The 22,218-nt window shown below is 72.5% G+C and carries 24 protein-coding genes; 13 read left to right on the forward strand and 11 right to left on the reverse strand.

The genetic code is table 11. The features are described 5' to 3' along the window. Positions 1–12: 12 nt before the first annotated feature. The 4 genes from JAO84_RS23395 to JAO84_RS23410 all read left to right on the forward strand — a co-directional run bounded on the left by JAO84_RS23395 (position 13) and on the right by JAO84_RS23410 (position 2,711). On the forward strand, positions 13–306 hold the full coding sequence (locus tag JAO84_RS23395) for a hypothetical protein (RefSeq protein ID WP_370414613.1): 294 nt from the start codon (positions 13–15) through the stop codon (positions 304–306). A 201-nt stretch (positions 307–507) separates the two neighbouring features. Next, positions 508–1,473 carry a hypothetical protein gene (locus JAO84_RS23400; RefSeq protein WP_370414614.1) on the forward strand — a complete coding sequence of 322 codons (966 nt, stop codon included), beginning with the start codon at positions 508–510 and terminating at the stop codon, positions 1,471–1,473. A 117-nt stretch (positions 1,474–1,590) separates the two neighbouring features. Next, positions 1,591–2,088: a hypothetical protein gene (locus JAO84_RS23405; RefSeq protein WP_370414615.1), complete on the forward strand. Its 498-nt coding sequence runs from the start codon at positions 1,591–1,593 to the stop codon at positions 2,086–2,088. 338 nt (positions 2,089–2,426) lie between these two features. After that, a complete protein-coding gene (locus tag JAO84_RS23410) occupies positions 2,427–2,711 on the forward strand; it encodes a chaplin (RefSeq protein WP_370414616.1) in 285 nt (94 codons plus the stop codon). A 72-nt stretch (positions 2,712–2,783) separates the two neighbouring features. Here the strand turns inward: JAO84_RS23410 and JAO84_RS23415 are convergent, their stop codons facing one another. Next, positions 2,784–3,650 (reverse strand): tyrosinase family protein, encoded by an 867-nt coding sequence (locus JAO84_RS23415; RefSeq protein WP_265868205.1) that lies wholly within the window; start codon positions 3,648–3,650, stop codon positions 2,784–2,786. Further along, complete coding sequence (locus JAO84_RS23420; protein WP_370414617.1) at positions 3,634–4,083, reverse strand: tyrosinase family oxidase copper chaperone; 450 nt, start codon at positions 4,081–4,083, stop codon at positions 3,634–3,636. The genes JAO84_RS23415 and JAO84_RS23420 overlap by 17 nt, the downstream gene beginning before the upstream one ends. Before the next feature lie 150 nt (positions 4,084–4,233). On the opposite strand from JAO84_RS23420, the gene JAO84_RS23425 reads away from it, so the two are divergent. Genes JAO84_RS23425 through JAO84_RS23435 form a run of 3 tightly spaced genes read left to right on the forward strand, consistent with a single transcriptional unit; the run spans position 4,234 to position 6,422 of the window. Beyond that, positions 4,234–4,737 (forward strand): DUF5949 family protein, encoded by a 504-nt coding sequence (locus tag JAO84_RS23425; RefSeq protein WP_265868207.1) that lies wholly within the window; start codon positions 4,234–4,236, stop codon positions 4,735–4,737. Positions 4,738–4,756: 19 nt separating this feature from the next. Then, positions 4,757–5,413 (forward strand): vitamin K epoxide reductase family protein, encoded by a 657-nt coding sequence (locus JAO84_RS23430; RefSeq protein WP_370414618.1) that lies wholly within the window; start codon positions 4,757–4,759, stop codon positions 5,411–5,413. Position 5,414: 1 nt separating this feature from the next. Beyond that, positions 5,415–6,422, forward strand: a complete 1,008-nt coding sequence (locus JAO84_RS23435) for a glycoside hydrolase family 26 protein (protein ID WP_370414619.1) — start codon at positions 5,415–5,417, stop codon at positions 6,420–6,422. Here JAO84_RS23435 and JAO84_RS23440 read toward each other — a convergent pair. Beyond that, positions 6,388–7,008 (reverse strand): TetR family transcriptional regulator, encoded by a 621-nt coding sequence (locus JAO84_RS23440; RefSeq protein ID WP_370414620.1) that lies wholly within the window; start codon positions 7,006–7,008, stop codon positions 6,388–6,390. The genes JAO84_RS23435 and JAO84_RS23440 overlap by 35 nt on opposite strands. 78 nt (positions 7,009–7,086) lie before the next feature. Here JAO84_RS23440 and JAO84_RS23445 point away from each other — a divergent pair, with 78 nt between their 5' ends. After that, positions 7,087–8,322, forward strand: a complete 1,236-nt coding sequence (locus JAO84_RS23445; RefSeq protein ID WP_370414621.1) for an acyltransferase family protein — start codon at positions 7,087–7,089, stop codon at positions 8,320–8,322. Between the two features lie 50 nt (positions 8,323–8,372). Here JAO84_RS23445 and JAO84_RS23450 read toward each other — a convergent pair whose 3' ends face one another. Continuing rightward, a complete protein-coding gene (locus tag JAO84_RS23450; RefSeq protein WP_370414622.1) occupies positions 8,373–9,065 on the reverse strand; it encodes a hemolysin III family protein in 693 nt (230 codons plus the stop codon). Between the two features lie 205 nt (positions 9,066–9,270). Here JAO84_RS23450 and JAO84_RS23455 point away from each other — a divergent pair, with 205 nt between their 5' ends. Further along, the gene (locus tag JAO84_RS23455) at positions 9,271–11,094 is read left to right on the forward strand and encodes a phosphoenolpyruvate carboxykinase (GTP) (protein WP_370414623.1); all 1,824 of its coding nucleotides are present in this window, start codon (positions 9,271–9,273) and stop codon (positions 11,092–11,094) included. Between the two features lie 154 nt (positions 11,095–11,248). Here JAO84_RS23455 and JAO84_RS23460 read toward each other — a convergent pair whose 3' ends face one another. The 7 genes from JAO84_RS23460 to JAO84_RS23490 all read right to left on the reverse strand — a co-directional run bounded on the left by JAO84_RS23460 (position 11,249) and on the right by JAO84_RS23490 (position 18,587). Further along, positions 11,249–12,184 (reverse strand): poly-gamma-glutamate hydrolase family protein, encoded by a 936-nt coding sequence (locus JAO84_RS23460; protein ID WP_370414624.1) that lies wholly within the window; start codon positions 12,182–12,184, stop codon positions 11,249–11,251. 17 nt (positions 12,185–12,201) lie between these two features. Next, positions 12,202–12,792, reverse strand: a complete 591-nt coding sequence (locus tag JAO84_RS23465) for a hypothetical protein (protein ID WP_265868213.1) — start codon at positions 12,790–12,792, stop codon at positions 12,202–12,204. Beyond that, on the reverse strand, positions 12,779–14,386 hold the full coding sequence (locus JAO84_RS23470) for a substrate-binding domain-containing protein (RefSeq protein ID WP_370414625.1): 1,608 nt from the start codon (positions 14,384–14,386) through the stop codon (positions 12,779–12,781). The genes JAO84_RS23465 and JAO84_RS23470 overlap by 14 nt, the downstream gene beginning before the upstream one ends. Then, positions 14,383–15,597: a toxic anion resistance protein gene (locus JAO84_RS23475; protein ID WP_370414626.1), complete on the reverse strand. Its 1,215-nt coding sequence runs from the start codon at positions 15,595–15,597 to the stop codon at positions 14,383–14,385. The genes JAO84_RS23470 and JAO84_RS23475 overlap by 4 nt, the downstream gene beginning before the upstream one ends. Continuing rightward, positions 15,594–16,715 carry a hypothetical protein gene (locus JAO84_RS23480; protein WP_370414627.1) on the reverse strand — a complete coding sequence of 374 codons (1,122 nt, stop codon included), beginning with the start codon at positions 16,713–16,715 and terminating at the stop codon, positions 15,594–15,596. The genes JAO84_RS23475 and JAO84_RS23480 overlap by 4 nt, the downstream gene beginning before the upstream one ends. A gap of 135 nt (positions 16,716–16,850) precedes the next feature. Next, a complete protein-coding gene (locus tag JAO84_RS23485) occupies positions 16,851–17,243 on the reverse strand; it encodes a hypothetical protein (RefSeq protein ID WP_370414628.1) in 393 nt (130 codons plus the stop codon). A gap of 132 nt (positions 17,244–17,375) precedes the next feature. After that, positions 17,376–18,587 (reverse strand): pyridoxal phosphate-dependent aminotransferase, encoded by a 1,212-nt coding sequence (locus JAO84_RS23490; protein ID WP_370414629.1) that lies wholly within the window; start codon positions 18,585–18,587, stop codon positions 17,376–17,378. A gap of 171 nt (positions 18,588–18,758) precedes the next feature. Here JAO84_RS23490 and JAO84_RS23495 point away from each other — a divergent pair, with 171 nt between their 5' ends. From JAO84_RS23495 to JAO84_RS23510, 4 genes are all read left to right on the forward strand, one after another. After that, positions 18,759–19,223 carry a hypothetical protein gene (locus JAO84_RS23495; RefSeq protein WP_370414630.1) on the forward strand — a complete coding sequence of 155 codons (465 nt, stop codon included), beginning with the start codon at positions 18,759–18,761 and terminating at the stop codon, positions 19,221–19,223. A gap of 72 nt (positions 19,224–19,295) precedes the next feature. Further along, on the forward strand, positions 19,296–20,777 hold the full coding sequence (mptB, locus tag JAO84_RS23500; RefSeq protein ID WP_370414631.1) for a polyprenol phosphomannose-dependent alpha 1,6 mannosyltransferase MptB: 1,482 nt from the start codon (positions 19,296–19,298) through the stop codon (positions 20,775–20,777). Between the two features lie 52 nt (positions 20,778–20,829). Further along, positions 20,830–21,513: an alpha/beta fold hydrolase gene (locus JAO84_RS23505; protein ID WP_370414632.1), complete on the forward strand. Its 684-nt coding sequence runs from the start codon at positions 20,830–20,832 to the stop codon at positions 21,511–21,513. 23 nt (positions 21,514–21,536) lie between these two features. Then, positions 21,537–22,208 (forward strand): winged helix-turn-helix transcriptional regulator, encoded by a 672-nt coding sequence (locus JAO84_RS23510; RefSeq protein WP_370414633.1) that lies wholly within the window; start codon positions 21,537–21,539, stop codon positions 22,206–22,208. Positions 22,209–22,218: the final 10 nt, after the last annotated feature.

Genomic DNA, 22,218 nt, shown 5'->3' on the forward strand with positions numbered 1-22,218 from the left:
AGGAACCCCTTCATGAAGCCCACCAAGGTTGCCGCGGCCGTCGCCGGTTCTCTGCTGGCCCTGGGTGTCGCCGCGCCCGCCATGGCCGCGGAAAGCCCGCTGCCCACCAGCCTGGACGGTGGCCTCGGCGCGCTCACCGGCGGGCTGAAGACGGACGCGCTCAGCAACACCACGGAGGGCTCGCCGGTCAAGGCGGTCACCGACACGGCGGAGAAGGTGAACGAGGTCGGCAAGGGTGGCGGCGAGCTGCTCGGCGGCCTGCCGGTGGGTGCCAGCCCGCTGGGTGTCGGCCAGCTGGGCGGCTGACGGCGGCTCGGTCACCGGTCACCGGTGCGGTGAACGGCCCTGGCGATTTCCGGCCAGGGCCGCGCCTTTTGCCTCCATTCGAGGTCCGATTGAATGATTTTCTGATGGTATGTCGTGTTGCTCCCGCTTCCTGAGGTCCCGCTTCCTACGCTCGCGTACGTCCCACGCAGTCGGAGGCGTGGCATGTGGAGGAAGAGCGGAATGCGACCCAACATCAGCAGAAAAGTCCTCACGACCGCCGCGGCGACCGGCATCCTGTCCCTCACCGGCGGCATCGGTCTCGCCATGAACTCCGTGGCCGCGACGGGCGATCCGTCCACCACCGGCACCGGTCAGCACGCGCAGGTGCCCCTGCCGGGCAACGTCTGCGGCCACCACGCCGGGCTGGGCGGAGAGCTCTCCGCCGCGGTCGACGACATCTGCCGGCAGGCGGTCGAGTCCGCGGTGCGGGGCGGCGGGCACGACGACCCCGACGGCTACGGCGACGACGAGGGCGGCCACCCCAAGCCGAAGCCCACGGACCACCCGGGATGCGAGGAGGGCGGATACGGCCACGGCTGCGAGACGGATCACCCGACTCCGACTCCGACGCCCACGGAGACGACTCCCACGCCGACTCCGACGGAGACGACGACCACGCCGACTCCGACCCCGACCGAGACGACGCCCACGCCGACGCCGACTTGTGAAGAGGACGAGCACGGTCACGGCTGCGAGACGACCACGCCGACTCCGACGCCGACGGAGACGACCACCACGCCCACGCCGACGCCGACGGAGACGACGCCGACTCCGACACCGACGGAGACGACCACCACGCCCACACCCACGCCGACGGAGACGACTCCCACGCCGACTCCGACGGAGACGACCACCACGCCGACGCCGACCACGACCACGACCCCGCCGTGTGAAGAGGACGAGCACGGTCACGGCTGCGAGACGACCACACCGACGCCGACGGAGACGACCACCACGCCCCCCTGCGAAGAGGGCGAGCACGGTTACGGCTGCGAGACCGACCACCCGCACCTGCCGGACACCGGTAGCGACTCCGCCGCCCTCATGGGCGCCGCGGCCATCAGCGCCGCGCTCGTCATCGGCGGCACCGTGATGTACCTGCGCGGCGGCCGGCTGGTCAGCGGCGGCCGCGGTCGCCGGCACTGACGCGACGCGACGTGACGTGACGTCAACCGAGGCCCCCGCCCTCACCGGTGGGGGCCTCGTGTTGCTGCACTCAGGGGAATCCCGTCACGTATCGGCCCCGCAACTCGTTTGCAGGACATGAATCTGCGATCTCACGCCGGTCTGGGCCTCCTCGCCGCCGCCCTCGCCTCGGCGGCCCTGGCCCCCACCGCCTCCGCCGACGCCCCCGTGGTCGTCCCGCTGCAGGGCCTGGAGCCGGTGCTCCCGATGGACGCCCCCACGCTCGCCACCGGTGTCCCCACGCCGATCCCGGGCGCGCCCACCGGCTTCCACGAGGGCACCGGCGCACTGCCGGACCTCACCCTGCCCCGCCTCCCGCTCGCGAGCACCCTGTCGGAGACCGACATCGCGGCGCCGCTGCCCGAGGTGCTGCGCGGCAGCGAGCCCGGCACCGCCGAGCTCAGCAGCCCACGCTCCGAGATGCAGGCCGTCACCCCCGGCGCCACCGTCGGCAACGCGCTGCACGCGCCGCAGGGCGACCCGCTCGGGCTGCCCGGGCTCGGGGTCCCCGAGGTCGGTCTGCTCACCCCCGCGCTGAACGGTGCGCTCGACCCGCAGCTGGGTCTCGCCCCCTGACGCGCCCCTGACTCGTCCCTGACGCGCCCGCCGACGGTTTGCGCAGGTCTTGTGCAGAGCGCTGGTTCGGCGGGTGAAGACACGATTCTTCCCGCCACTCATGGGGCCCGCGCTCGTTGCAAGTGAAGGCTTGTCGCATGGCCGCGGCCCGCGGAACACCGGTCCGGCCCGTCGTATCCGACGGCGGGCGGACAGCTGATCCGCGGGCCATCTCTTCCGATTCTGATTTTTCTTCGCTCCCATTCGGCGCAATGCCCGTGACTCGTGCGCGCTTTCGCCGTTGAAGGACCGTGTGGCCGTGATTCTCGCGGTCGCTTTCCCCGTTCAAGGAGTTCTTGATGTCTCGCATCGCGAAGGCTGCCGCTGTTATCGCCGGCACCGGTGCCGTTGCCCTCAGCGGGGCCGGCCTGGCCGTCGCCGACGCCGGCGCCGAGGCTGTCGCCGCCCACTCGCCCGGCGTCGCTTCCGGCAACGTCGTGCAGGTTCCGATCCACGTTCCGGTCAACCTCTGCGGCAACACCGTCAACGTCATCGGTCTGATCAACCCGGCCTTCGGCAACCAGTGCGCGAACGTCGACGGCGGCCACGACCGCGGCGGCGACAACGGCGGCTACGGCGGCTGACCCTCCGCCTCCCCGTAGGCAGTCACGACGGCGTCCCCCCGGCCCGCACACCCGCGGGCCGGGGGGACGCTGTCATGCGTAGCGGTAGATGCCGCTGTGGTCGAGCAGCTCGGACGGCGCGACGTTCCACGGGCCCATCCGCTCCCGCAGCGCCGCGACCTTGCGGTACTGCGGGTCGCCGAGCGGCGGCGGGTCCTTCGGCAGATAGCCCGCGCCCGGGTTGCGGGCCTGCCAGCGCGACCACAGCAGGTCCACGTAGGCGTGGTGCAGCCAGAACACCGGGTCGTTGACCGAGCCGCCGCCGAGCATCAGGCCGCCGACCCAGCGGTGCACCCGGTTGTGCAGCTGGAAGCGGGCGTTGCCGGTGCCCGGGCCCCAGCCCTCGACGCGGTTGCGGAAGCCGGTGGCGCTGGTGGAGTTCCACGGCGCCGTGTCGTACGTACGCTCCCGCAGCGCCGTGTCCACGTCGGCGGCGGTGGGCAGCGTGATCGGGTCGCCCGGGCGGCCGAAGTCCCGGCTCAGGTACTTCTGCTCGGTCATGCCGTGGCGGACGGTCCAGCGCCCGGTGGCGTACGCGAAGGGGCCGGTCGTCACCTGGTGGTCGCCGGGCCGTCCGTTGCCGCCGAGGAAGTCCTCGCCCCACAGGGACGCGGCCGGGGTGTTGTCCCGGGTCCAGTCCCAGTACGGCACGGTCACCGACGGGTCGATCTTGCGCAGCGCCCGCTCGAACTCGAGCAGGAACTTGCGGTGCCAGGGCAGGAAGCTGGGGCACATGTGGGCGACGCGCAGCTTCCCCTCCCCGTCGGAGACGTAGTAGTCGATGTGGGTGCGGACGAACTCGTCGTACCCCCCGGCCCGCTTGAGCTCCAGGACCGCGGAGACGAAGCGCCGGCGCTCGGCGCTCGTCAGGTCGCGCTGGTTCTTACGCGTGTACGCCACGCGGGCTCCCTCCCGGATAGGCGGCCCCGGCGTCGTGGCCGCCGTGGCCCGCGGCGTACCGGCTCAGCGGCTCGGGGCCGAGCTCGGCCACGGCCGCGCGGGTGGCCGCGAGCGGCGTGGGGCAGGACTCGTAGTGGTAGACCGGGGTGACCCAGCCGCCGTCGGCGCAGCGCATCAGGTGCAGCGGCCGGCCGTCGACGAGCGCCACGGGCTCGCCGGTGGGGCCCGCGAAGCCCCGGATGCGCCGGCCCGCGTACATCTCGTCGAACTCGTCGAACTCGTCGAAGGCGGGCAGGTTGTCGCCGGTGTCGTACGGACCGGTCCGGTTCCGCCGGTCCGGTATGGCGGTGATACGGGTGAGCGCGCCGCCGGTGAAGGCGGTGACGGCCAGTGCGAAAAGCGAACGCACGGCCACCCGGCGCGGGACGATCATGAGTGATCTCCTGGGGTCGAAAAGGTGCCCTATGGGCACAACGATGAAAACCCCGGTTCGTTGCGGCGGAAATGCCGGCGGACGGATTCTCGGCCGAATGAGTGAATTCGGCTCCGGCCTCCGGGTGTTCTTCCCCTAGCATCCGGATTCATGACCACTTCCAACGTCGCGGCCAAGGCGCACAGCGCCCATTCGATGGGGACGCTCACCGTCATCTCGTGGACCCTCGGCCCCACCGACGACATGCCCGCCACCCCCTTTCTGATGGTGTATTCCCTCGGGGACGGCCAGCACGGCCCGGAGGCCGTCGAGGCGGAGCTGCGGACGACCCTGGAGGACATGGGCGTGCAGATCGGCGGCATCGTCGTCGACGCCGGCCAGGACCGCGGGGTCGGCGCGCATCTGCTCGTCGAGGCGGGGCGGGCCGTGCTGACCCTGCCGTTCATGAACGCGCAGTGCCTGGTGCCGCCGGAGTGGCAGGCGGCGGCGTACGAGACGGGCCACGTCATCGTGAAGATCCCGGTCGTGCCGTGGCCGGACGCGCGGCCGGGCGTGCCGGTCACCGAGGACGGCCTGAAGGCCTTCCTCATGGACGACCACGTCGTGCGGAACTCGGGTCTCATCGCCGTGCCGGTGAGCCGGATCCAGGGCTGAGCGGGCAGGGGGCGCGCTCATGGCGACGGTGAACGCACACCGCGGGACCGGGGTCCCCGGTCAGCGGCAGCAGGAGGAGACCGAGCGGGCGGGCGGAGCGGGGACCGGCGCGAGCCGGGCCTTCGCCTGGATGCTCATGGTGACCGGTGCGGCGGGTGTGCTCGCCGGCTGGGTCATCACCATCGACAAGATCAAGCTGGCCGAGGACCCGGGCTTCCGGCCGGGGTGCAGCCTGAACCCGGTGATCTCCTGCGGCAGCGTGATGCAGAGCGAGCAGGCGGGCGTGTTCGGGTTCCCGAACCCGATGCTGGGCCTCATCACGTACGCCGTCGTCGTCGCCGTGGGCGCCGGGATCCTGGCCGGCGCCCGCTACCGGGGCTGGTTCTGGCTCGGGCTCAACGGCGGGATGCTGTTCGGCGTCGCCTTCTGCACCTGGCTGATGCAGCAGTCGCTGTACGAGATCAACGCCCTGTGCCTGTGGTGCTCGCTGGCCTGGTGCGCGACGATCGTCATGTTCTGGTACACGACCGCGCACAACCTGCGGCACGGGTTCCTGCCCGCGCCCGCCGCCGTGAAGGGCTTCCTGACGGAGTTCACCTTCGCACTGCCGGTGCTGCACATCGGGATCATCGGGATGCTGGTCCTGACCCGCTGGTGGGAGTTCTGGACGAGCTGACGTGCGCTCCCTGACGATCTGGCCGCGAGTCGCGCTGACGGTGCTGCTCGCGGTCGTTCTCGTGTTCCTGCTGCCGTACGGGCGGCTCGCGCCGGACGGGCGGGCGCCGCTGGCGGAGCCCGTACCGCCACGGGTGACCGTGCCGTCCGGTTTCTTCACCGGCTCTGACGAGGCCGGGGTGCGGCGGATCGCCGGCGTGGAGGAGTGGCTGGGCGGGGCGTCGCTGACCGTCGGGCACACCTATCTGCCGGGCGACCGCTGGTCGAACATCGAGGGGCATCCGGCGCTGTTCGAGCCGTGGGCGCGGTGGAAGGCGGCGCGGCCGGGCCGGCTGTTCGTGCTCAACGTGCCGCTGCTCGACCGCAACGAGGAGGGCCTGTCCGACGCGGAGGTGCGGGCGGGGCTGCGGCGCGGGGCGGCCGGGGAGTTCGACGGGCACTTCCGGACGCTGGGCGAACGCCTGGTGACGTACGGGCTCGCGGACGCGGTCCTGGTGCTCGGCTGGGAGATGAACGGCACCACGTACGCGCACCGCTGCGGGCCGGACCCGGAGCGCTGGAAGGCGTACTGGCGGCGGGTGGTGGCGGAGCTGCGGGCGGTGCCGGGGCAGCGGTTCCGCTTCGACTTCACGCCGAGCCGGGGTCTGGACGCGGTGCCCTGGCCGCGCTGCTACCCGGGCGACGACGTGGTGGACGTGATCGGCCTCGACGCCTACGACCAGCCGGCCGGTCTGTCGTTCGAGGAGCAGGTGACGGAGCCGTACGGGCTCGACTTCCACGTCCGGTTCGCGGCGGAGCACGGCAAGCCGGTGTCGTTCCCGGAGTGGGGGCTGTTCCGCAACGGGGACAATCCGGCGTACGTACGGGGGATGCTGGACTGGTTCGCGCGGCACCGGCCGCTCTACCAGACCTTCACCGACTACTGCCCGCACGGGGTGTGGGAGTGCGCGGCGAACCCGGCCTCGGGCGAGGTGGTCAGGGGCGCGTTCGGAGCGTCAGCCCGGCCTTGAGGGTCTCGACGGTCCGGTCGAGCAGCTCCACCAGATCGTCGCCCTGGCCGTGCTCGGCCCAGTGCACGGTGGCCTCGCGCAGGGCACCGAGGACGGCCGCGGTGAAGACCCGTACCTCCAGGTCGTCGGGGGAGCGGCCGGTGCGCTCGGCGACGGCCCCGGAGAGCAGCCGCCCGGTCTGGGCGGTGGTCTCGGTGAGCCGGGCCCGCACGGCCGGGACCTCCACCATGAGCCCGGCCCGCAGCCGGGTCTCGGCGGGCTCGGCGGCGAGCGAGGCGGTGACGGCGTCCAGGACGACGGCCCGCAGCGAGTCGAGCGGCTCCTCCCCGGCCGGCCGGGCCCGCAGCCGCGCCAGGAGCAGTTCGTCCTGGTCGTCGGTGAGGACGATGTCCTCCCTGACCGGGAAGTACCGCACCACGGTCGACGGCGACACCTCGGCCCCCGCGGCGATCGCCTCGACGGTGGCGGCCTCCCACCCCTGCTCGCCCGCGATCCGATAGGCGGCCCGCCGGATCGCGGCGCGGGTCTTCAGCTTCTTGCGCTCACGCAGCGAGGGGCGCGCGGGGGTCTCGGGGGTTTCCGCCATGGCGGACATTGTGCCTGGTCAGGAGGATCGCCCGGCTCCGCGTCCGGTGGTGTTCGGAACCGCAGGTATGGTCCTCCGGTGAAACGATTCTCCCGTCGCCGCGCCGTCGCGCCGGTGGCTCCCCGCTCGACCGGCCGACTGGCCGCGCTCGACGGTCTCCGCCTTCTCGCCGCACTGATGGTGGTGTTCCACCACTATGTCGGCTACGGCGGCGGGACCAAGCCGAGCGACAGCGCCTGGGGCCGGCCCGCCTCCGAGGTCTTCCACCGGGCCGCGGGCGCCGGCGCCTACGCCTGGGCCGGCATCTGCCTGTTCTTCATCATCAGCGGCTTCGTCATCTGCATGAGCAGCTGGGGCCGCGGGCTCGGCGCGTTCTTCCGGTCGCGGGTGATGCGGCTCTACCCGGCCTACTGGTTCGCGGTACTGGCGACCACCGCCGTCCTCGTCCTGTGGCCGGTGGTGCGGGAGCCGATGGGCGTCCATCACGTCCTGGCCAACCTGACCATGGTCCACCTCGGCCTGGGCATCAGCAGCGTCGACGCCGTGTACTGGACGCTCTGGATCGAGCTCCGCTTCTACCTGCTGTTCGCGCTGGTGGTCTGGAAGGGCGTCACCTATCGCAAGGTGGTCGCCTTCTGTCTGCTCTGGACGGTTGCCGGACTGCTCAAGCTGCCGATGCTGGACACCTTGGTGATGTCCGACTACTCCTCGTTCTTCGTGGCGGGTCTGGCGCTCTACCTGATGCACCGGTACGGGCCCAACCTGCTGCTCTGGGGGATCGTGGCCTTCAGCTGGATCCTGTCCGTCCAGTACGCGGTCGAGCACCAGGCGCAGATCAACCCGGCCCTGGGCCGGACCCATGTGCCGGACCTGAACATCGGCGGCAGCCACCTGCACGAGTGGCCCGGCGTCCTGCTGATCACCCTGTCCTATCTGGTGATGATCGCGGTCGCGCTCGGCTGGACGGCCCGGATCCGCTGGCGCTGGCTCACCGTCGCCGGAGCGCTCACCTATCCGCTGTACCTGCTGCACGAGGTCATCGGCTGGACCTTCCTCCGGCTGCTCCACCGCCACGGCGTCCAGCCCTGGGTGGCGGTCGCGGCCGTCACCGCCGGAATGCTTGGCGCCGCCTGGCTGGTGCACCGGCTGATCGAGCGGCCGCTCGCGCCGCTGCTCCGGCGGGGCCTGGACCGGGCGGTCGACCAGCTCAGGGCGGCCGAGCCGCCCGCCGCCCGGCTCCCGCTCGCGGACCTTCCCGCGGCCGAGCCCGCCACCGTCCCGCGGCCGCCGGTCCGGGAGAGCTCAACGGTCTGACGACGAAGGACCCGCCCATCCGGGCGGGTCCTTTCTCGTTCGGGCCGGTATCAGGCGTGGCTGTAGGCGACCAGGGAGATGCCGACGTAGTGGACGATGAAGGCGGCGAGGGTGAAGGAGTGGAAGACCTCGTGGAAGCCGAACCAGCGGGGGGAGGGGTTCGGGCGCTTGATGCCGTAGATGACGCCGCCCGCGCTGTAGAGCAGGCCGCCGACGATCACCAGGACGAGGACGGCGATGCCGCCGGCCCGCATGAAGTCGGGGAGGAAGAAGACGGCGGCCCAGCCCATCGCGATGTAGCACGGGGTGTAGAGCCAGCGCGGGGCGCCGACCCAGAAGACGCGGAAGGCGATGCCGGCGGCGGCCGCCGCCCAGACCGCCCACATGAGGGGCCGTCCGGTGGAGTCGGGGAGGAGCAGCAGCGTCAGCGGGGTATAGGTGCCCGCGATGATCAGGAAGATATTGGCGTGGTCGAGGCGCCGCAGCACCGCCTCGCCGCGCGGACCCCAGTTGCCCCGGTGGTACAGCGCGCTGATGCCGAAGAGCAGGCAGGCCGTGAGCACGTAGACACCGCAGGCGACGCGGGCCCGCGGCGAGTCGGAGAGGGCGACCAGAACAAGCCCCGCGACGATCACCGCGGGGAACATTCCGGCGTGCAGCCAGCCTCGGAGTCTCGGCTTGAGCGGGAGCGGCAGCGCCGGGCGCTGCTCCATTGCGGTGAGGTCCGGCGAGGCTGCTGTCATGGCTCGCCATCGTACCTACGCCTCCGTAAGCCATGGATATGAGTGGTGATGCTCACGTGTGCGGCCCTCTGGACATATGGGCGCCGGCATCGGATGATCAAATGAGTGCGGTCGGCACCGGATGAGCGCCTACGACGCAACACACGCATCCGGGTCGCAGCCCCCAAGGGGCATACATCTAAAAACCCCTCTTCAAGGAGCAATCGTGGCGCGCGACAACGCGGCTCCCTCCACCGTCCCCACTCAGCACCAGGAGCTCGTCTCCTGGGTCAACGAGATCGCCGAGATCACCCAGCCCGACCGCGTCGTCTGGTGCGACGGGTCCGAGGCCGAGTACGACCGCCTCGCCGAGGAACTGGTCGCCAAGGGGACCTTCAAGAAGCTGGACCCGGTCAAGCGCCCGAACTCGTACTACGCCGCCTCCGACCCGACCGACGTCGCACGCGTCGAGGACCGGACCTTCATCTGCTCCGAGAAGGAGGAGGACGCGGGCCCGACGAACAACTGGATGGCCCCGGCCGAGATGCGCGAGCTCTTCGCCGGCGACAAGGGCATCTTCCGCGGCTCCATGAAGGGCCGCACCATGTACGTCGTGCCCTTCTGCATGGGCCCGGTCGGCTCCCCGCTCTCCGCCATCGGCGTCGAGATCACCGACTCCGCGTACGTCGCCGTCTCCATGCGCACTATGACCCGCATGGGACAGGCCGTCCTCGACGAGCTCGGCACCGACGGCTTCTTCGTCAAGGCCGTGCACTCCGTCGGCGCCCCGCTCGCCGAGGGCGAGGCGGACGTGCCGTGGCCGTGCAACACCACCAAGTACATCTCGCACTTCCCCGAGACCCGCGAGATCTGGTCCTACGGCTCCGGCTACGGCGGCAACGCCCTGCTCGGCAAGAAGTGCTACGCGCTGCGCATCGCCTCCGTCATGGCGCGTGACGAGGGCTGGCTCGCCGAGCACATGCTCATCCTCAAGCTCACCCCGCCGCGCGGCGAGGCCAAGTACGTGGCCGCAGCCTTCCCGTCGGCCTGCGGCAAGACCAACCTCGCCATGCTGGAGCCCACGGTTCCCGGCTGGACGGTCGAGACCATCGGCGACGACATCGCCTGGATGCGCTTCGGCGAGGACGGCCGCCTCTACGCGATCAACCCCGAGGCCGGCTTCTTCGGCGTCGCGCCCGGCACCGGCGAGCACACCAACGCCAACGCCATGAAGACCATGTGGGGCAACTCCGTCTTCACCAACGTCGCGCTCACGGACGACGGCGACGTGTGGTGGGAGGGCATGACCGAGGAGCTGCCCAAGCACCTCACCGACTGGAAGGGCAACGACTGGACGCCGGAGTCGGAGACGCCGGCCGCCCACCCGAACGCCCGCTTCACCGTCCCGGCCGGCCAGTGCCCGATCATCGCGCCCGAGTGGGAGGACCCCAAGGGCGTCCCGATCTCCGCGATCCTCTTCGGCGGCCGCCGCGCCTCCGCCGTACCGCTGGTCACCGAGTCCTTCGACTGGAACCACGGCGTCTTCCTCGGCGCCAACGTGGCCTCCGAGAAGACCGCCGCCGCCGAGGGCAAGGTCGGCGAGCTGCGCCGCGACCCCTTCGCCATGCTGCCGTTCTGCGGCTACAACATGGGCGACTACATGGCCCACTGGATCAAGGTCGGCGCGAACGCGGACAGCGCGAAGCTCCCGAAGATCTACTACGTGAACTGGTTCCGCAAGAACGACGCGGGCAAGTTCGTGTGGCCCGGCTTCGGCGAGAACAGCCGCGTCCTGAAGTGGATCGTCGAGCGCCTCGACGGCAAGGCCGAGGGCGTCGAGACCCCCATCGGCATCCTGCCGACCAAGGACGCCCTGGACACCGACGGCCTCGAACTGGCCGACGAGGACCTGGACTTCCTGCTCACCGTCGACAAGGACGTCTGGCGCGAGGAGGCCGCCCTGGTCCCCGCGCACCTGGAGACCTTCGGCAGCCACACCCCGAAGGAGCTGTGGGACCAGTACAACAACCTGGTGAAGCGGCTGGGCTGATCCCGCCCATCCCGTAGAGACTCGTGGCGGGTTGCCCCGATTTCCGCCCTGACCAGCTGGGGTCACGACGGCCCGTCACGACGCATCCGGCCCCCGGAGCCCCCTCACGGCTCCGGGGGCCGGCGCATGTTCCCGTCCGACGCCTCACCGTGCCTCACAGGATCGGCTGCGCGGCCTCCACCGTCGCGATCGCCCGCCGACAGGCATCCCGGAACGGGATCAGCGCCGCACCCGGCGCGTCCCAGGTCTCGGCCCGCCGCGACCGGCTGGAGGCGTCCCCGAACAGGCTGTTGCGCAGCTCCGTCGTCAGCTCCAGCTGCGCGCCCCGGCCCAGCATCGTGCGGTTGCACGGATTGAGCGGATGATCGCCGTTGAACTCGGTGAGTCCCGCCGCGTGCGCCGGGTCGAAGGCGTCGACCGCCGGGAAACCGGCCGCCGTCAGCTCGGCCACGAGCGCCGCCCGGAAGTCCGCGTTCAGCCCGCCGACCACCGCCATCCGCCTGTCCCCGTCCGCCGGCACCGGCAGCCCGAGCGAGTCGAAGGTGCAGCCGTGCAGGCTCAGTACGTTGAGGTGCCCGGCGGCCGTCGCCAGCGCCACGTGGTCGTCGCAGTGGCTCGCGGTGACATGCAGCGCCTCCTTGTTTCCGCTGCTCATCAGGCCCTCGAACATCCAGTAGTCATGGGTCTCCGACAGGATCGGCGCGCCCTCGGGATCGCGCGGGCTGTAACCGGCGACGGCCAGGCACAGCTCGCTCGTACCGGACTCGATGCCGCCGCCGTGCAGCGCCAGGACCGCCGTCCGCGGGAACGGGTACACCGTGTCAAGCCGGGTGTCGGTCCGCTCGTGCCACCGGTACCGGCGCCCGAAGGTCGTGCCCTCCTGGCCCGCCAGGGCCTGGTACAGCGCGGTGTTGGAGGCGTAGCGGTCGGCGGCCGCCGCCGGGGTCGCGGCGGCGAGCTGGGCGAGGACCGGGGCGCCCACGGTGGCGGCGGCGAGCGCGGTCAGGACGGTACGGCGGGAGGCGCCGGGGCGCCGCGCGGAAGGGGCCCGGTCGGAGGCGGCCTGGTCGTGAGCCTTGTCGTATGTCATGGCCGGAACATTACGGATCACCGGCCGCGGTCCTCCAGATAACGCGTGTGCGTCTCCTGGCGCCGCGCCTCCGCCTCCCGCAGCGCGTCCGCGATCGCCGCCGCCTCCTCGTACAACGCCCCCAACTGGCGCTCCAGATGCCGCTCCGGCGGCTCCGCGCCCGGCACCACCCGGTTCCACCAGCGGGTCCGTACGAAGGCGTCGACCGCCTCCGGCACGTCCTGCCGCACCGCACGGCCGAGCACCCGGACGTGCTCCGGGTCGCTCACCCAGCCCGGTTCGAGCAGCGCGCCGACCAGGGTGTCCAGCTCGGTCAGCCGGCCGTGGGCGGCGGGCGGCAGCTCCACCTCGGCGAGGTACGCGCGCAGCGTCGCCAGGTCCGTCCGCAGCGCGTCGAGCTGCTCGGCCGGCTCGGGGAACGCCGGGGCGGGCGGCCGCTCCGGCGGCGCGATCAGCGCCCCCGCCCCGTACAGACCCGCGACCACCACCGGCCACAGCGCGCCCGCCGCGCCGGTCAGGGTCAGCCCGAGCCCGGCCAGGCCGCACGCGCAGCCCACCAGGTTCTTGCGGGACTCCAGATAGCGCAGCGCGCTCCTACTGATAGCCACGGATCTCCTCGAAGGCCCCGTCGAGCGAGCCCTGGTGGGCGTCGAACAGCCGGCCGCCGGTGAGCTGCGCGATGTGGTCGAGCGCCGCCCGGTCGGAGTCGCCGAACAGGATCGGGAACACCGGAATGCGCTGCTGCTCGGGGCGGAGACTCTGGTAGAAGCCGTCGAAGGCACCGGCCGGGTCGCCGTCGGTGTTGGCGCCGTCCGTCATCAGCACGATCGAGGTGAAGGTGTCGTCCGGCGCGGTCCCCAGCTTCCCGTACGCCGCCTCCAGACTGGAGTAGATGGCCGTGCCGCCGGACGCCGAGAGCCGGTTCGCGTCGGCGCGGATCGCGTCGAGGGCGGCTTTCGGCGCCGCCGGGTCCACCGTGTGCGTGGTGACCTCGGCCTCCTTCACCGAGGAGCCGAACGGCAGCAGCGTCACCTCCTCCCGGTCCCGGAAGTCCCCGGTCAGCTCCACCAGGGCCTTCTTCAGCCGGTCGAGCCGCTCGCCGTCCATCGAGCCCGAGGTGTCGAGCACGTACACCGTCCGCGAGGGGCGGCGCAGCGTGTTGTCGTACGCGTCGAGCAGTCCGTCCGCCACCGACCGGCTGCCGGGGAACGGCAGTTCGCGGCGCGGACCGGCCGCGAGCCGCGGCTCCGGCGCCACACCGGGCACGACCGGGCGGCGCAGGGTCCGCTCGGTGATCAGCCGCTGCGCGGCCGGGGTGCGCAGGTGCGAGGCGAGCCGGCGGGCCGCGTCCTTCGCCTCGGGCCGGGCGGCCGTCAGCGAGGTCAGCGGATAGTCGGCGGTCACCACCCCGTCGGCCGGGCGGATCACGGTCAGCTTCTGCGGCATCGAGAGCAGCACCGACTCGTAGTTGACCAGCGCGTCGACGTCGGTGCGGCGGGCGTACGCGGTGGCCAGCCAGCCGGAGGAGCCGGAGGTCAGCTTCTGCCCGGCGAAGAACTCCTTCAGCTTCGGGCTCGTCGCCTTCACATCGGCATCGGTCAGCGCCGCCTGCGCGCCGGACAGCCCGGAGGCGACCGAGACGAGCGCGGAGAAACCGGAGTTGGAGCGCAGCGGGTCCGTCATGCCGTAGGTCAGCTTCTTCTCGGCGACCGCCCGGTGGATCTGCGCCCAGGTGACCTTCTCCGGGTCCCAGCCGAGCCGGGTCACCACCTCGGGCCGTACGCCGAAGGCCACCGGCGAGGTCATCACCGGCGTCTCGCCGGTGATCCGCTTGGCGACCTCGGGACGCAGCCGCAGATAGTCGTTCGACGACAGCCAGATCGCGTCGTACTGCCTGTCCGCCTCGCCCGAGGCGATCCGCTCGACCGCGTCCAGGGTGCCGGCGTACGTGGGGCGCACGGTGACGCCGGTGGCCTTGCGGGCCTCCTCAAGGACCGGGGCCATGTCGGCGAGTTCGGAGGAGGCGAGGACCCGCAGGGTGCCGGGGCGGTACGCGCCGGTGTCCGGCGAGGACGGGCCGCCGCCCTTGTCGTCGGCGCCGGAGGTGCAGCCGGTGACCGCGAGGGCCAGGGCGAGGGCGAGGGCGGCGAGCCGGCCCGTACGAACTCCTGCTCTGCCGACTCCTGTTGTACGCGGTCTCATCCGCGGCCTCCTTCGAGGATGCCGGGGGCGTGGCTGTCGCCTGTCCCCTGCGCCCGCTCCACGTACGCGCTCGCGGTACGCAGTTCGCCCGAGAGCGCCTCCACGGTCTGCGCCATCGACTCCGTCGCGCGCACCTTGTACGTGTCGATCGCGTCGAGCGTCCGGTAGATCTGCTGGAACGCGGTGCGCACCGTCTCCAGGCCGACCGCGGGCTCCGCCGCGAGCCGCTGGATGTCGCCGGACTGCCCGGCGAGCGCCGCCGCGTTGCCCTGGATCAGGGTCTCCGTCGTCCCGCGCAGCGCGTTCACCTGCTCGACGACCTTCTTCTGGTGGTCGAGCGCGGCGGCCAGCATCACCGCGATCCGCAGCGCCGTGACCGTCGTCGTGGCGGCCCGGTCGACGCCCTTGATCAGCTCGTCGTTGTTGCGGCGCACCACGTCCATCGCGAGATAGCCCTGCGCGCACACCGCGAGCTGGGTCAGCAGGTCCTGGTGCTTCTGCCGCACCGGGAACAGCACGTCCGCGCGGAGCGCGTCGGCCCGGCCCGGGTCGGCGGTGCCGGCGATCCGCTGCTCCACGGCCGCGTCGAGGGCCTCGGTGAGCACCGCGTACTCCTGGAGCTTGCCCATGGTCTCCCAGAGGCGGGTGCGTTCGGTCTGCAACGCCGCGTTGTCGCGGCGCAGTTCGTCCTGGCCGCCGCGCAGCGCGTCGAGGATCCGGCTGATGGTGTCCTGCGAGGAGGCGTAGCGGGCGATGTGGTCGCGCAGCCGGTTCCCGCCGGGCAGTTTGGCGAGCAGGCCGCGCACGCCCTTGCCGGGGGTGTCGCGCGGGTCGAGGTCCTCGATGGTGCGGCGCAGTGCGACGAGGGAGTCGCCGACCCGGGCGCTGGGGTCGCCGCCGGCGGTGCCGAGGGAGCGGACGGTGCGGTCGAGCATCCGGTTGGACTGCTGGGCGGCGGTGCGGATCTCGCCGGAGCCGAGTGCGGCGATCTCGCCGATGCGGCCGGTGAACTCGGGGGAGCGGGTGTCGAGTCCGGCGAGCGAGCCGACGTACTCGGCGGCCCTGCGGTCCATCTCCGTACGGACGGAGTCGTCGACCGGTACGAGTGTGGCGGCCTGCTCGGCGCGGATCGGTGCGACCGGCTCGGGCGGGGTGAGGACGAGCGGCGTCTCGTCGGGCGGTTGGAGCGAGGGAGTGGTGGGTGTGGTCATGCGGTGCCCCCCTGGTCGCGGGCCCGCAGCGCCATCTCGTGCAGCACCTGCGAGGTGGGCACGGGCGCCTGGCGGACTCCGCCGAGCGTCTGGTTGAGGTAGCCGGTGTGTCCGGCGGTGGCGGCGGTGAACTCGGCCGCGGCGCCCTGCGGGCGGAACCCGTGCCGTACCGCGAGCTTGCGCAACTCGGGGTCGGAGGAGAGGAGTTCGCCGAGGGTGCGGCCGGTCTCGGTGAGCGGTACGAGGGTGTGGTCGCTGTTGACGGTGGTGTCCGGGTAGAGCACCACCAGGTCGCCCAGGTCCTGCTTGGCGATCAGCTGGGAGGCCACCTGTGACTCGTACACGAGCACCAGCGGGTTGCCGACGCCGCTGACGAAGTCCCGGAACGGCGCGTCCGAGCTGGACTGCTGGGCGCCCTGCACCTGGGTGAGCTTGCGCAGCAGCGGCGCGGTGCGGTCCACGGCGGCCTTGTCCCCGGCGACCCGGCCGCCGTCGGCGACATAGCTCGCGGCGGCGAGGTAGAGCGCGCCGGAGTTGGAGGCGACGGGGTCGGTCGAGGTGATGAAGAGGGTGCCGCTCAGCTCGGCGTGTCCGGCCGAGCCCTTGAGCTGCTGCCAGGTGCGGTCGGCGCGGGCGGCGGCCAGATACGGCTCCATCCGCAGGGTGCCGGTGTGGCCGCCGGCGCCGAGGGTGGCGAGCCCGTTGTCCGCGAGCACCTTGGCGGCGGCGCTGTGCGCGACGACCACGAGCGGCGAGTAGAAGGGCCGCAGCGGGGTCGCGGTCGTCTTCGTCTTCGCCTTGATCCCGTCGGCGGGCGCCTTGGCGGACGGGAACGCGAAGTCGTAGCCGGCCAGGGGCAGTTGTTCCATGTCCCAGGACCCGGAGGTCTCGGTCCGCACGGTGAGGCCCTTGGCTGCCAGGGCCTTCACGACCTCGGGATCGGCGAAGAACTCCGCCTTCTCCGACCCGATCACTCCTCGCACGGTCTTCGTTGCCGTGCCGCTGTCGTCCTGGTCGCCGCCCACCACGAGGGCGGCGGCCACGCCGCCGAGGAGAAGGACGGCGAGGACGATTCCCAGAATGCGTCTCACGGGTGCAGGCTGCTCGCGGAAGCCCACATTCCAGGGGGAGTCGGGTGTACGGCGGGTGAAGCGGTGATCCCGGTAGTGAACCGGAGCGAGGCGTACCGGGGGCGTACCTCACGTGGGTGGCGCCCGGGCCGGGCGGGATCGTGGCCGCGCGGCCCGGGGCCGTCAGGGGGCGGCGACCAGGGGGTCGCCGGAGAGGGCCGCGGCGTGGGCGTCCATGCGCTCGGCGGCGAGGATCGCGGCGGCGGTGTCGGCACGGGAGGCGGCGACGACGAGGGCGCGGCCGGCCAGGGCGTGCGCCTTGCGGTGCAGGGCCTCGGCGGGGTCGCCGCTGAGACCCGCGTGCCGGGCCGGCGGGGCGCCGCGCAGCCTGGCCACCTGGCGGGCGATCAGCTCGCCCGCCGCGGTCTCGCCCAGCTCGTCGGTGACGGCGAGCAGGGCGGCGAGGTGTCCGGCGAGCTGGATGTCCAGCTCCTCGCCGCGGGAGCGGTGCGGGATGTCGTTCCGGGTGTCGTCGGCCATCCGGTGGACCGACTTGGTGCGGATCGGTTCGTACATGGGGACGGCCTCCTGAGATGAGCTCTGGAGGCATCCTAGCTTGGATTCAATCTAAAGTTGAGCCGAGTCCGGGTAAAGAACGGGGTAAAGGGTCGGACAAGGGGTGGGACAAGGGGCCGGGCGAGGGCGGGGTCAGTACTGGCTGTAGCCGTCCAGGAAGCGCCCGATCCTGGTCACCGCGTCCGCGAGGTCCGTCGCGTTCGGCAGGGTCACGATCCGGAAGTGGTCCGGCTCGTGCCAGTTGAAGCCCGTGCCGTGCACGACCATGATCTTCTCGGCCCGCAGCAGGTCCAGGACCATCTGCCGGTCGTCCTTGATCTTGTAGACCGCCGGGTCGAGCCGCGGGAACAGATACAGCGCGCCCTTCGGCTTCACGCACGTCACGCCCGGGATCTGGGTGAGCAGCTCGTACGCCGTGTCCCGCTGCTCCAGGAGCCGCCCGCCCGGAAGCACCAGGTCCTCGATCGACTGCCGGCCCTGGAGGGCCGCGGCCACCGCGTGCTGCGCCGGCATGTTGGCGCACAGCCGCATGTTGGCCAGGATCGTCAGGCCCTCGATGTACGAGGAGGCGTGCGCCTTCGGGCCGCAGACCGCGAGCCAGCCGGAGCGGAAGCCCGCCACTCGGTAGTTCTTGCTCATCCCGTTGAAGGTGAGGCAGAGCAGGTCGGGGGCGAGCGCGGCGGTCGGGGTGTGCGTGGCGCCGTCGTAGAGGATCTTGTCGTAGATCTCGTCCGAGCAGACCACCAGGTTGTGCCGGCGGGCGATCTCCGTCAGGGACCGCAGCATCTCGTCGTCGTAGACGGCGCCGGTCGGGTTGTTCGGGTTGATGATCACGATCGCCTTGGTGCGGTCGGTGATCTTCCGCTCGATGTCGGCCAGGTCCGGCATCCAGTCCGCCTGCTCGTCGCAGCGGTAGTGCACGGCCGTACCGCCCGAGAGCGCCACCGAGGCCGTCCACAGCGGATAGTCGGGGGACGGGACGAGCACCTCGTCGCCGTCGTCGAGCAGCGCCTGCATCGCCATCTGGATGAGCTCGGAGACGCCGTTGCCGAGGTAGATGTCCTCGACGGAGAGCGGGATGCCCTTGGTCTCGTAGTGGCTCATGATCGCGCGGCGTGCGGACAGCAGGCCCTTCGCGTCGCCGTAGCCGTGCGCCTCGGAGAGGTTGCGCAGCATGTCCTCGAGGATGGCCGGCGGGCACTCGAAGCCGAAGGCGGCCGGGTTTCCGGTGTTGAGCTTGAGGATGCGGTGGCCCGCTGCCTCCAGCCGCATCGCCTCTTCGAGCACCGGGCCGCGGATTTCGTAACAGACGTTGGCGAGCTTCGTGGACTGGATCACCTGCATGACGAGAGCTTACGGCCGGTGGTCTCCGCGCGCTTCGTGTTTTGGGACACGTCGGGCGTTCGGTGCGCTTCATGGAGGTAGGGGAAAGGGCGGGGCGACGGTGGTGGGCCGGGGCGGCCGGTGTGACCCAGGTCGCGCCCGGGGATGTCGTGATCCCTACAATCACGCCTCGTGACTCCGACTTCCTACGACGCGGGGGGCGCGGAGCCCCCGAGACGGGCTCGGCACGCCTCCAAGCGGCGCGGCCCCGGTCCGCTGTGGATCCTCGGCAGCGGCGCCCTCGTCGCGGCCGGGGTCCTGTCGGCGATGGCCGCGCTCGATTCCGGCCCGGGCGGCACGGGGCCGCGCGGTGGCCCCGCCGTCGACGAAGGGCGTCCCGGGATGCCCGCGCTGATCCAGCCCGACCGGTCCGGTGCCGGGGACGACTCCGGCGACGGGGACGGGGACGGGCGGTCCGCGAGCCCCGGGGCGACGTCGAGCGGCTCGGCCTCGCCGTCCGCCGGCACGGCGTCGCCGACCGGCCCCACGCCGTCCGCGGGGGCGACCGGCGCGCCCACCCCGACCGCCTCGGGGGGCGCCTCGTACTTCCCCGGGAAGTCGGGTGCGGCGCCCGGCACGAAGAAGAAGCAGCGGTAGCGGGCGGAGGTACGGCGTGCGGAGACACACGGAGGGCGGCGGCCTTCGGGGCGCAGGATAGGTTGGTCCGTCATGTGGGTTTTCAGCACCGCCGGCTGCCGGTGGCTCGGCGCGGCCGGAACGCTCGCCGTCACCGCCGGCGGCTGGGCCGCCGGAACGCTGCCGGTGCGCGGCGGGGCCGGCCTCTGGCAGCCGCACGGGGACGCGGTCACGGTGGCCGGGGCGATCGTCGCGTACCTCGGGCTGACTCTGCTGATCCTGGCCTGGTGGCAGTACGGGCGACGCCTGCGCGCGGGCGCCCGGGACCGGGTCGGGGTGACCCTCGTCTGCTGGGCGGCGCCGCTGCTGCTCGCCCCGCCGCTGTACAGCGCCGACGTCTACAGCTACATCGCCCAGGGCGCGATGGTCCTGGAAGGCCATGACGTGTACGGCGCCGGGCCGGCCATGCTGCGGCCCGGTGAGCTCGGGTACGAGGCCGCCGCGAGCGTCGGCGGCCACTGGACCGACACCCCCGCCCCGTACGGCCCCTTCTTCCTCGTCCTCGCCCAGGCGGTCGTGAAGCTCACCGGCGGCGCGGTCGTGCCCGCCGTGCTCGGCATGCGGCTGATCGCACTCCTCGCGCTGCTCCTCATCGTGTGGGCCGTACGGGGGCTCGCGCCCGAGCGGCACCGCGCGGGCGCCCTGTGGCTGGCCGCGCTCAACCCGCTGCTGCTCGTCCATGTCGTGGGCGGGCTGCACAACGACGGTCTGATGGCCGGGCTGCTGCTCGCGGGCATGCTGTGCGCCGTGCGCGGGCGGTGGCTGGTCGGGGGTGCGCTCGCCGGGGCGCTCATCGGTCTCGCGATGACGATCAAGTCGCCGGCCGCGCTGGGCCTCCTCTTCGCGGGGATCGTGATCGCCCGGCGGCGCGGCCGTCTGCTGTACGGGCTGCTGCCGGGGGCGGTCGCCGTGGCCGTCGCCGCCGGCGCGAGCCTCCTCGCGGGCACCGGCTTCGGCTGGCTCCGCACCCAGAGCGTGGCCGCCACCATCCACACCGCCCTCTCCGTGACGAGCGACCTGGGCCTCGGCCTCGGGCTGCTCGTCTCCGGCGAGCCGGAGCCCGTGAAGGGCCTGGTCCAGAAGCTCGGCCTGCTGGTGGCGGGCGCCGTGATCGCGGCCGTGGCCTGGCGCGCCTGGAAGGGCCGCGTCGATCCGGTCCTGGGCCTCGGCCTCTCGCTCCTCGCCCTCGTCGCGCTCTCCCCGATGGTCCAGCCCTGGTACGCCCTGTGGGGTACGTGCGCGGTCGCGGCCGTCGCCTGGGGCGGGCGCCTCGGGCAGGTGCTCGCGGTGGTGTCCGCCGGTCTCGCGTACGAGACGGCGCCCTCCGGCCACACCCCCTGGTACGGCTTCGTCGCGGCGGGCGCCGTGGTGGCGGCCGGGCTGTGGTGGGCCCGGCGCGAGCCGTGGGGCCAGGGGCGTGAGGCGGAGGGGGCGGACGGTCGCGTGACGCTGCCCGCGCAGGCGGCGAGGGCGGGGGAGCGGGAGCGCTCGGCGACTTCCCGCCATCCTTCCTGATTTTGAAGTAGATACTTCAAAAACAAGAAGTCGAGGTCTAGGGTCGGGACCCATGACGACGACCTATGTACTCGTCCACGGGGCCTGGCACGGGCCCTGGGCCTGGGAGCGGCTCGTGCCCCTGCTGCACGCCGCCGGGGCCCGCACCGTCACCCCGGATCTGGGCGCACCCAGCGACCACGGGCTGCACGACGACGCCCGCACGGTCGTCGCCGCCCTCGACTCCGTCCCCCACGGCGACGACGTGGTCCTGGTCGGGCACAGCTATGCCGGCCTCGTCGTCCGTGAGGCCGCCGACGCCCGGCCGGACGCCGTCGGCCACCTGGTCCTCGTGGACGGCTGGGCGGGACCCGACGGCGTCAGCCTCTTCGACCTGGCCCCCGACTCCTTCGCCGCCGCCTTGCGCGGCGCCGCCGCGGCCTCCCCGGACGGGGACGGGCTCACGATCCCCGCCCCGCCCCCGGCCGCCTTCGGCATCACCGGCGCCGCCGACACGGCCTGGCTGGCGCCCCGCCTCGTCCCGCAGCCGCTGCGCACCTTCACCGAGGCGAGCCGACTGCGCGGGGCCGTCGACTCGATCCCCGGCACCGCCGTCCACTGCCGGCCCGCGACCTACCCGTTCGACCGCTTCGGCGCCGCCCTCGGCTACCGGACCCGGGCGCTCGACGGCCCGCACGACGTGATGCTCACCGACCCCGAGCCGCTCGCCCGGCTGCTCCTGGAGGCCCCGGCCTAGCGCCCCCGGCCTACAGTGAGGGCGTGGAGCAGCGAACGTACAACCAGTACTGCGCGACCGCGCGCACCCTCGACCTCGTCGGCGAGCGCTGGACGCTGCTCCTGATCCGCGAGCTGCTCACCGGGCCCAAGCGCTTCGGCGACCTCCAGGCCGCGCTGCGCGGCCTCGGCACCGGTCTGCTCTCGACCCGTCTGAAGCACCTGGAGCGCGAGGGCCTCGCGCACAAGGTCACCCTCCCGGCGCCCGCCCGCACCCCCGCGTACGCCCTCACCGAGGCCGGCGAGGAGCTCGGCCCCGCCGTGCTTGCCCTCGCCCGCTGGGGCATGACCTGGGCGATGGGGGAGCGGCGCGAGAGCGAGGCCTTCCACCCCGGCTGGGCCGTGCTCGGCCTGCGGGCCTGCTTCGACCCGGAGGCGGCGGCCGGGCTCCACGCGGTGTACGAGTTCCGCGTCGGCGACGAGGTCTTCCACGCCCGGGTCGCCGACGGGACCGTCGAGACCCTCCACGGCCCGGCCGCACAGGACCCGGACGCGACCCTGACGATCGGCGAGGAGGCGTTCCTCGCTGCGGTGGAGGGTGCGGGCCTGGCCGAGGCCGTCGCGGACGGCGCCGCCACGGCGACCGGGGACGCCGAGGCCCTGCGCCGGATGAAGGCCCTCTTCCGGCTCCCGGCCCGGCGGTCCCGTACCGCCTAGCCACGTATCC

Origin of the sequence: Streptomyces fradiae (assembly GCF_041270065.1) — a bacterium.
GTDB lineage: Bacteria > Actinomycetota > Actinomycetes > Streptomycetales > Streptomycetaceae > Streptomyces.

Coding starts and splice junctions, on each gene's coding strand:
- JAO84_RS23395 (WP_370414613.1), top strand. CDS start 13: ATGAAGCCCACCAAGGTTGCCGCGGCCGTCGCCGGTTCTCTGCTGGCC.
- JAO84_RS23400 (WP_370414614.1), top strand. CDS start 508: ATGCGACCCAACATCAGCAGAAAAGTCCTCACGACCGCCGCGGCGACC.
- JAO84_RS23405 (WP_370414615.1), top strand. CDS start 1,591: ATGAATCTGCGATCTCACGCCGGTCTGGGCCTCCTCGCCGCCGCCCTC.
- JAO84_RS23410 (WP_370414616.1), top strand. CDS start 2,427: ATGTCTCGCATCGCGAAGGCTGCCGCTGTTATCGCCGGCACCGGTGCC.
- JAO84_RS23420 (WP_370414617.1), bottom strand. CDS start 4,083: ATGATCGTCCCGCGCCGGGTGGCCGTGCGTTCGCTTTTCGCACTGGCC.
- JAO84_RS23425 (WP_265868207.1), top strand. CDS start 4,234: ATGACCACTTCCAACGTCGCGGCCAAGGCGCACAGCGCCCATTCGATG.
- JAO84_RS23430 (WP_370414618.1), top strand. CDS start 4,757: ATGGCGACGGTGAACGCACACCGCGGGACCGGGGTCCCCGGTCAGCGG.
- JAO84_RS23440 (WP_370414620.1), bottom strand. CDS start 7,008: ATGGCGGAAACCCCCGAGACCCCCGCGCGCCCCTCGCTGCGTGAGCGC.
- JAO84_RS23450 (WP_370414622.1), bottom strand. CDS start 9,065: ATGACAGCAGCCTCGCCGGACCTCACCGCAATGGAGCAGCGCCCGGCG.
- JAO84_RS23460 (WP_370414624.1), bottom strand. CDS start 12,184: ATGACATACGACAAGGCTCACGACCAGGCCGCCTCCGACCGGGCCCCT.
- JAO84_RS23470 (WP_370414625.1), bottom strand. CDS start 14,386: ATGAGACCGCGTACAACAGGAGTCGGCAGAGCAGGAGTTCGTACGGGC.
- JAO84_RS23475 (WP_370414626.1), bottom strand. CDS start 15,597: ATGACCACACCCACCACTCCCTCGCTCCAACCGCCCGACGAGACGCCG.
- JAO84_RS23485 (WP_370414628.1), bottom strand. CDS start 17,243: ATGTACGAACCGATCCGCACCAAGTCGGTCCACCGGATGGCCGACGAC.
- JAO84_RS23490 (WP_370414629.1), bottom strand. CDS start 18,587: ATGCAGGTGATCCAGTCCACGAAGCTCGCCAACGTCTGTTACGAAATC.
- mptB (WP_370414631.1), top strand. CDS start 19,296: ATGTGGGTTTTCAGCACCGCCGGCTGCCGGTGGCTCGGCGCGGCCGGA.
- JAO84_RS23505 (WP_370414632.1), top strand. CDS start 20,830: ATGACGACGACCTATGTACTCGTCCACGGGGCCTGGCACGGGCCCTGG.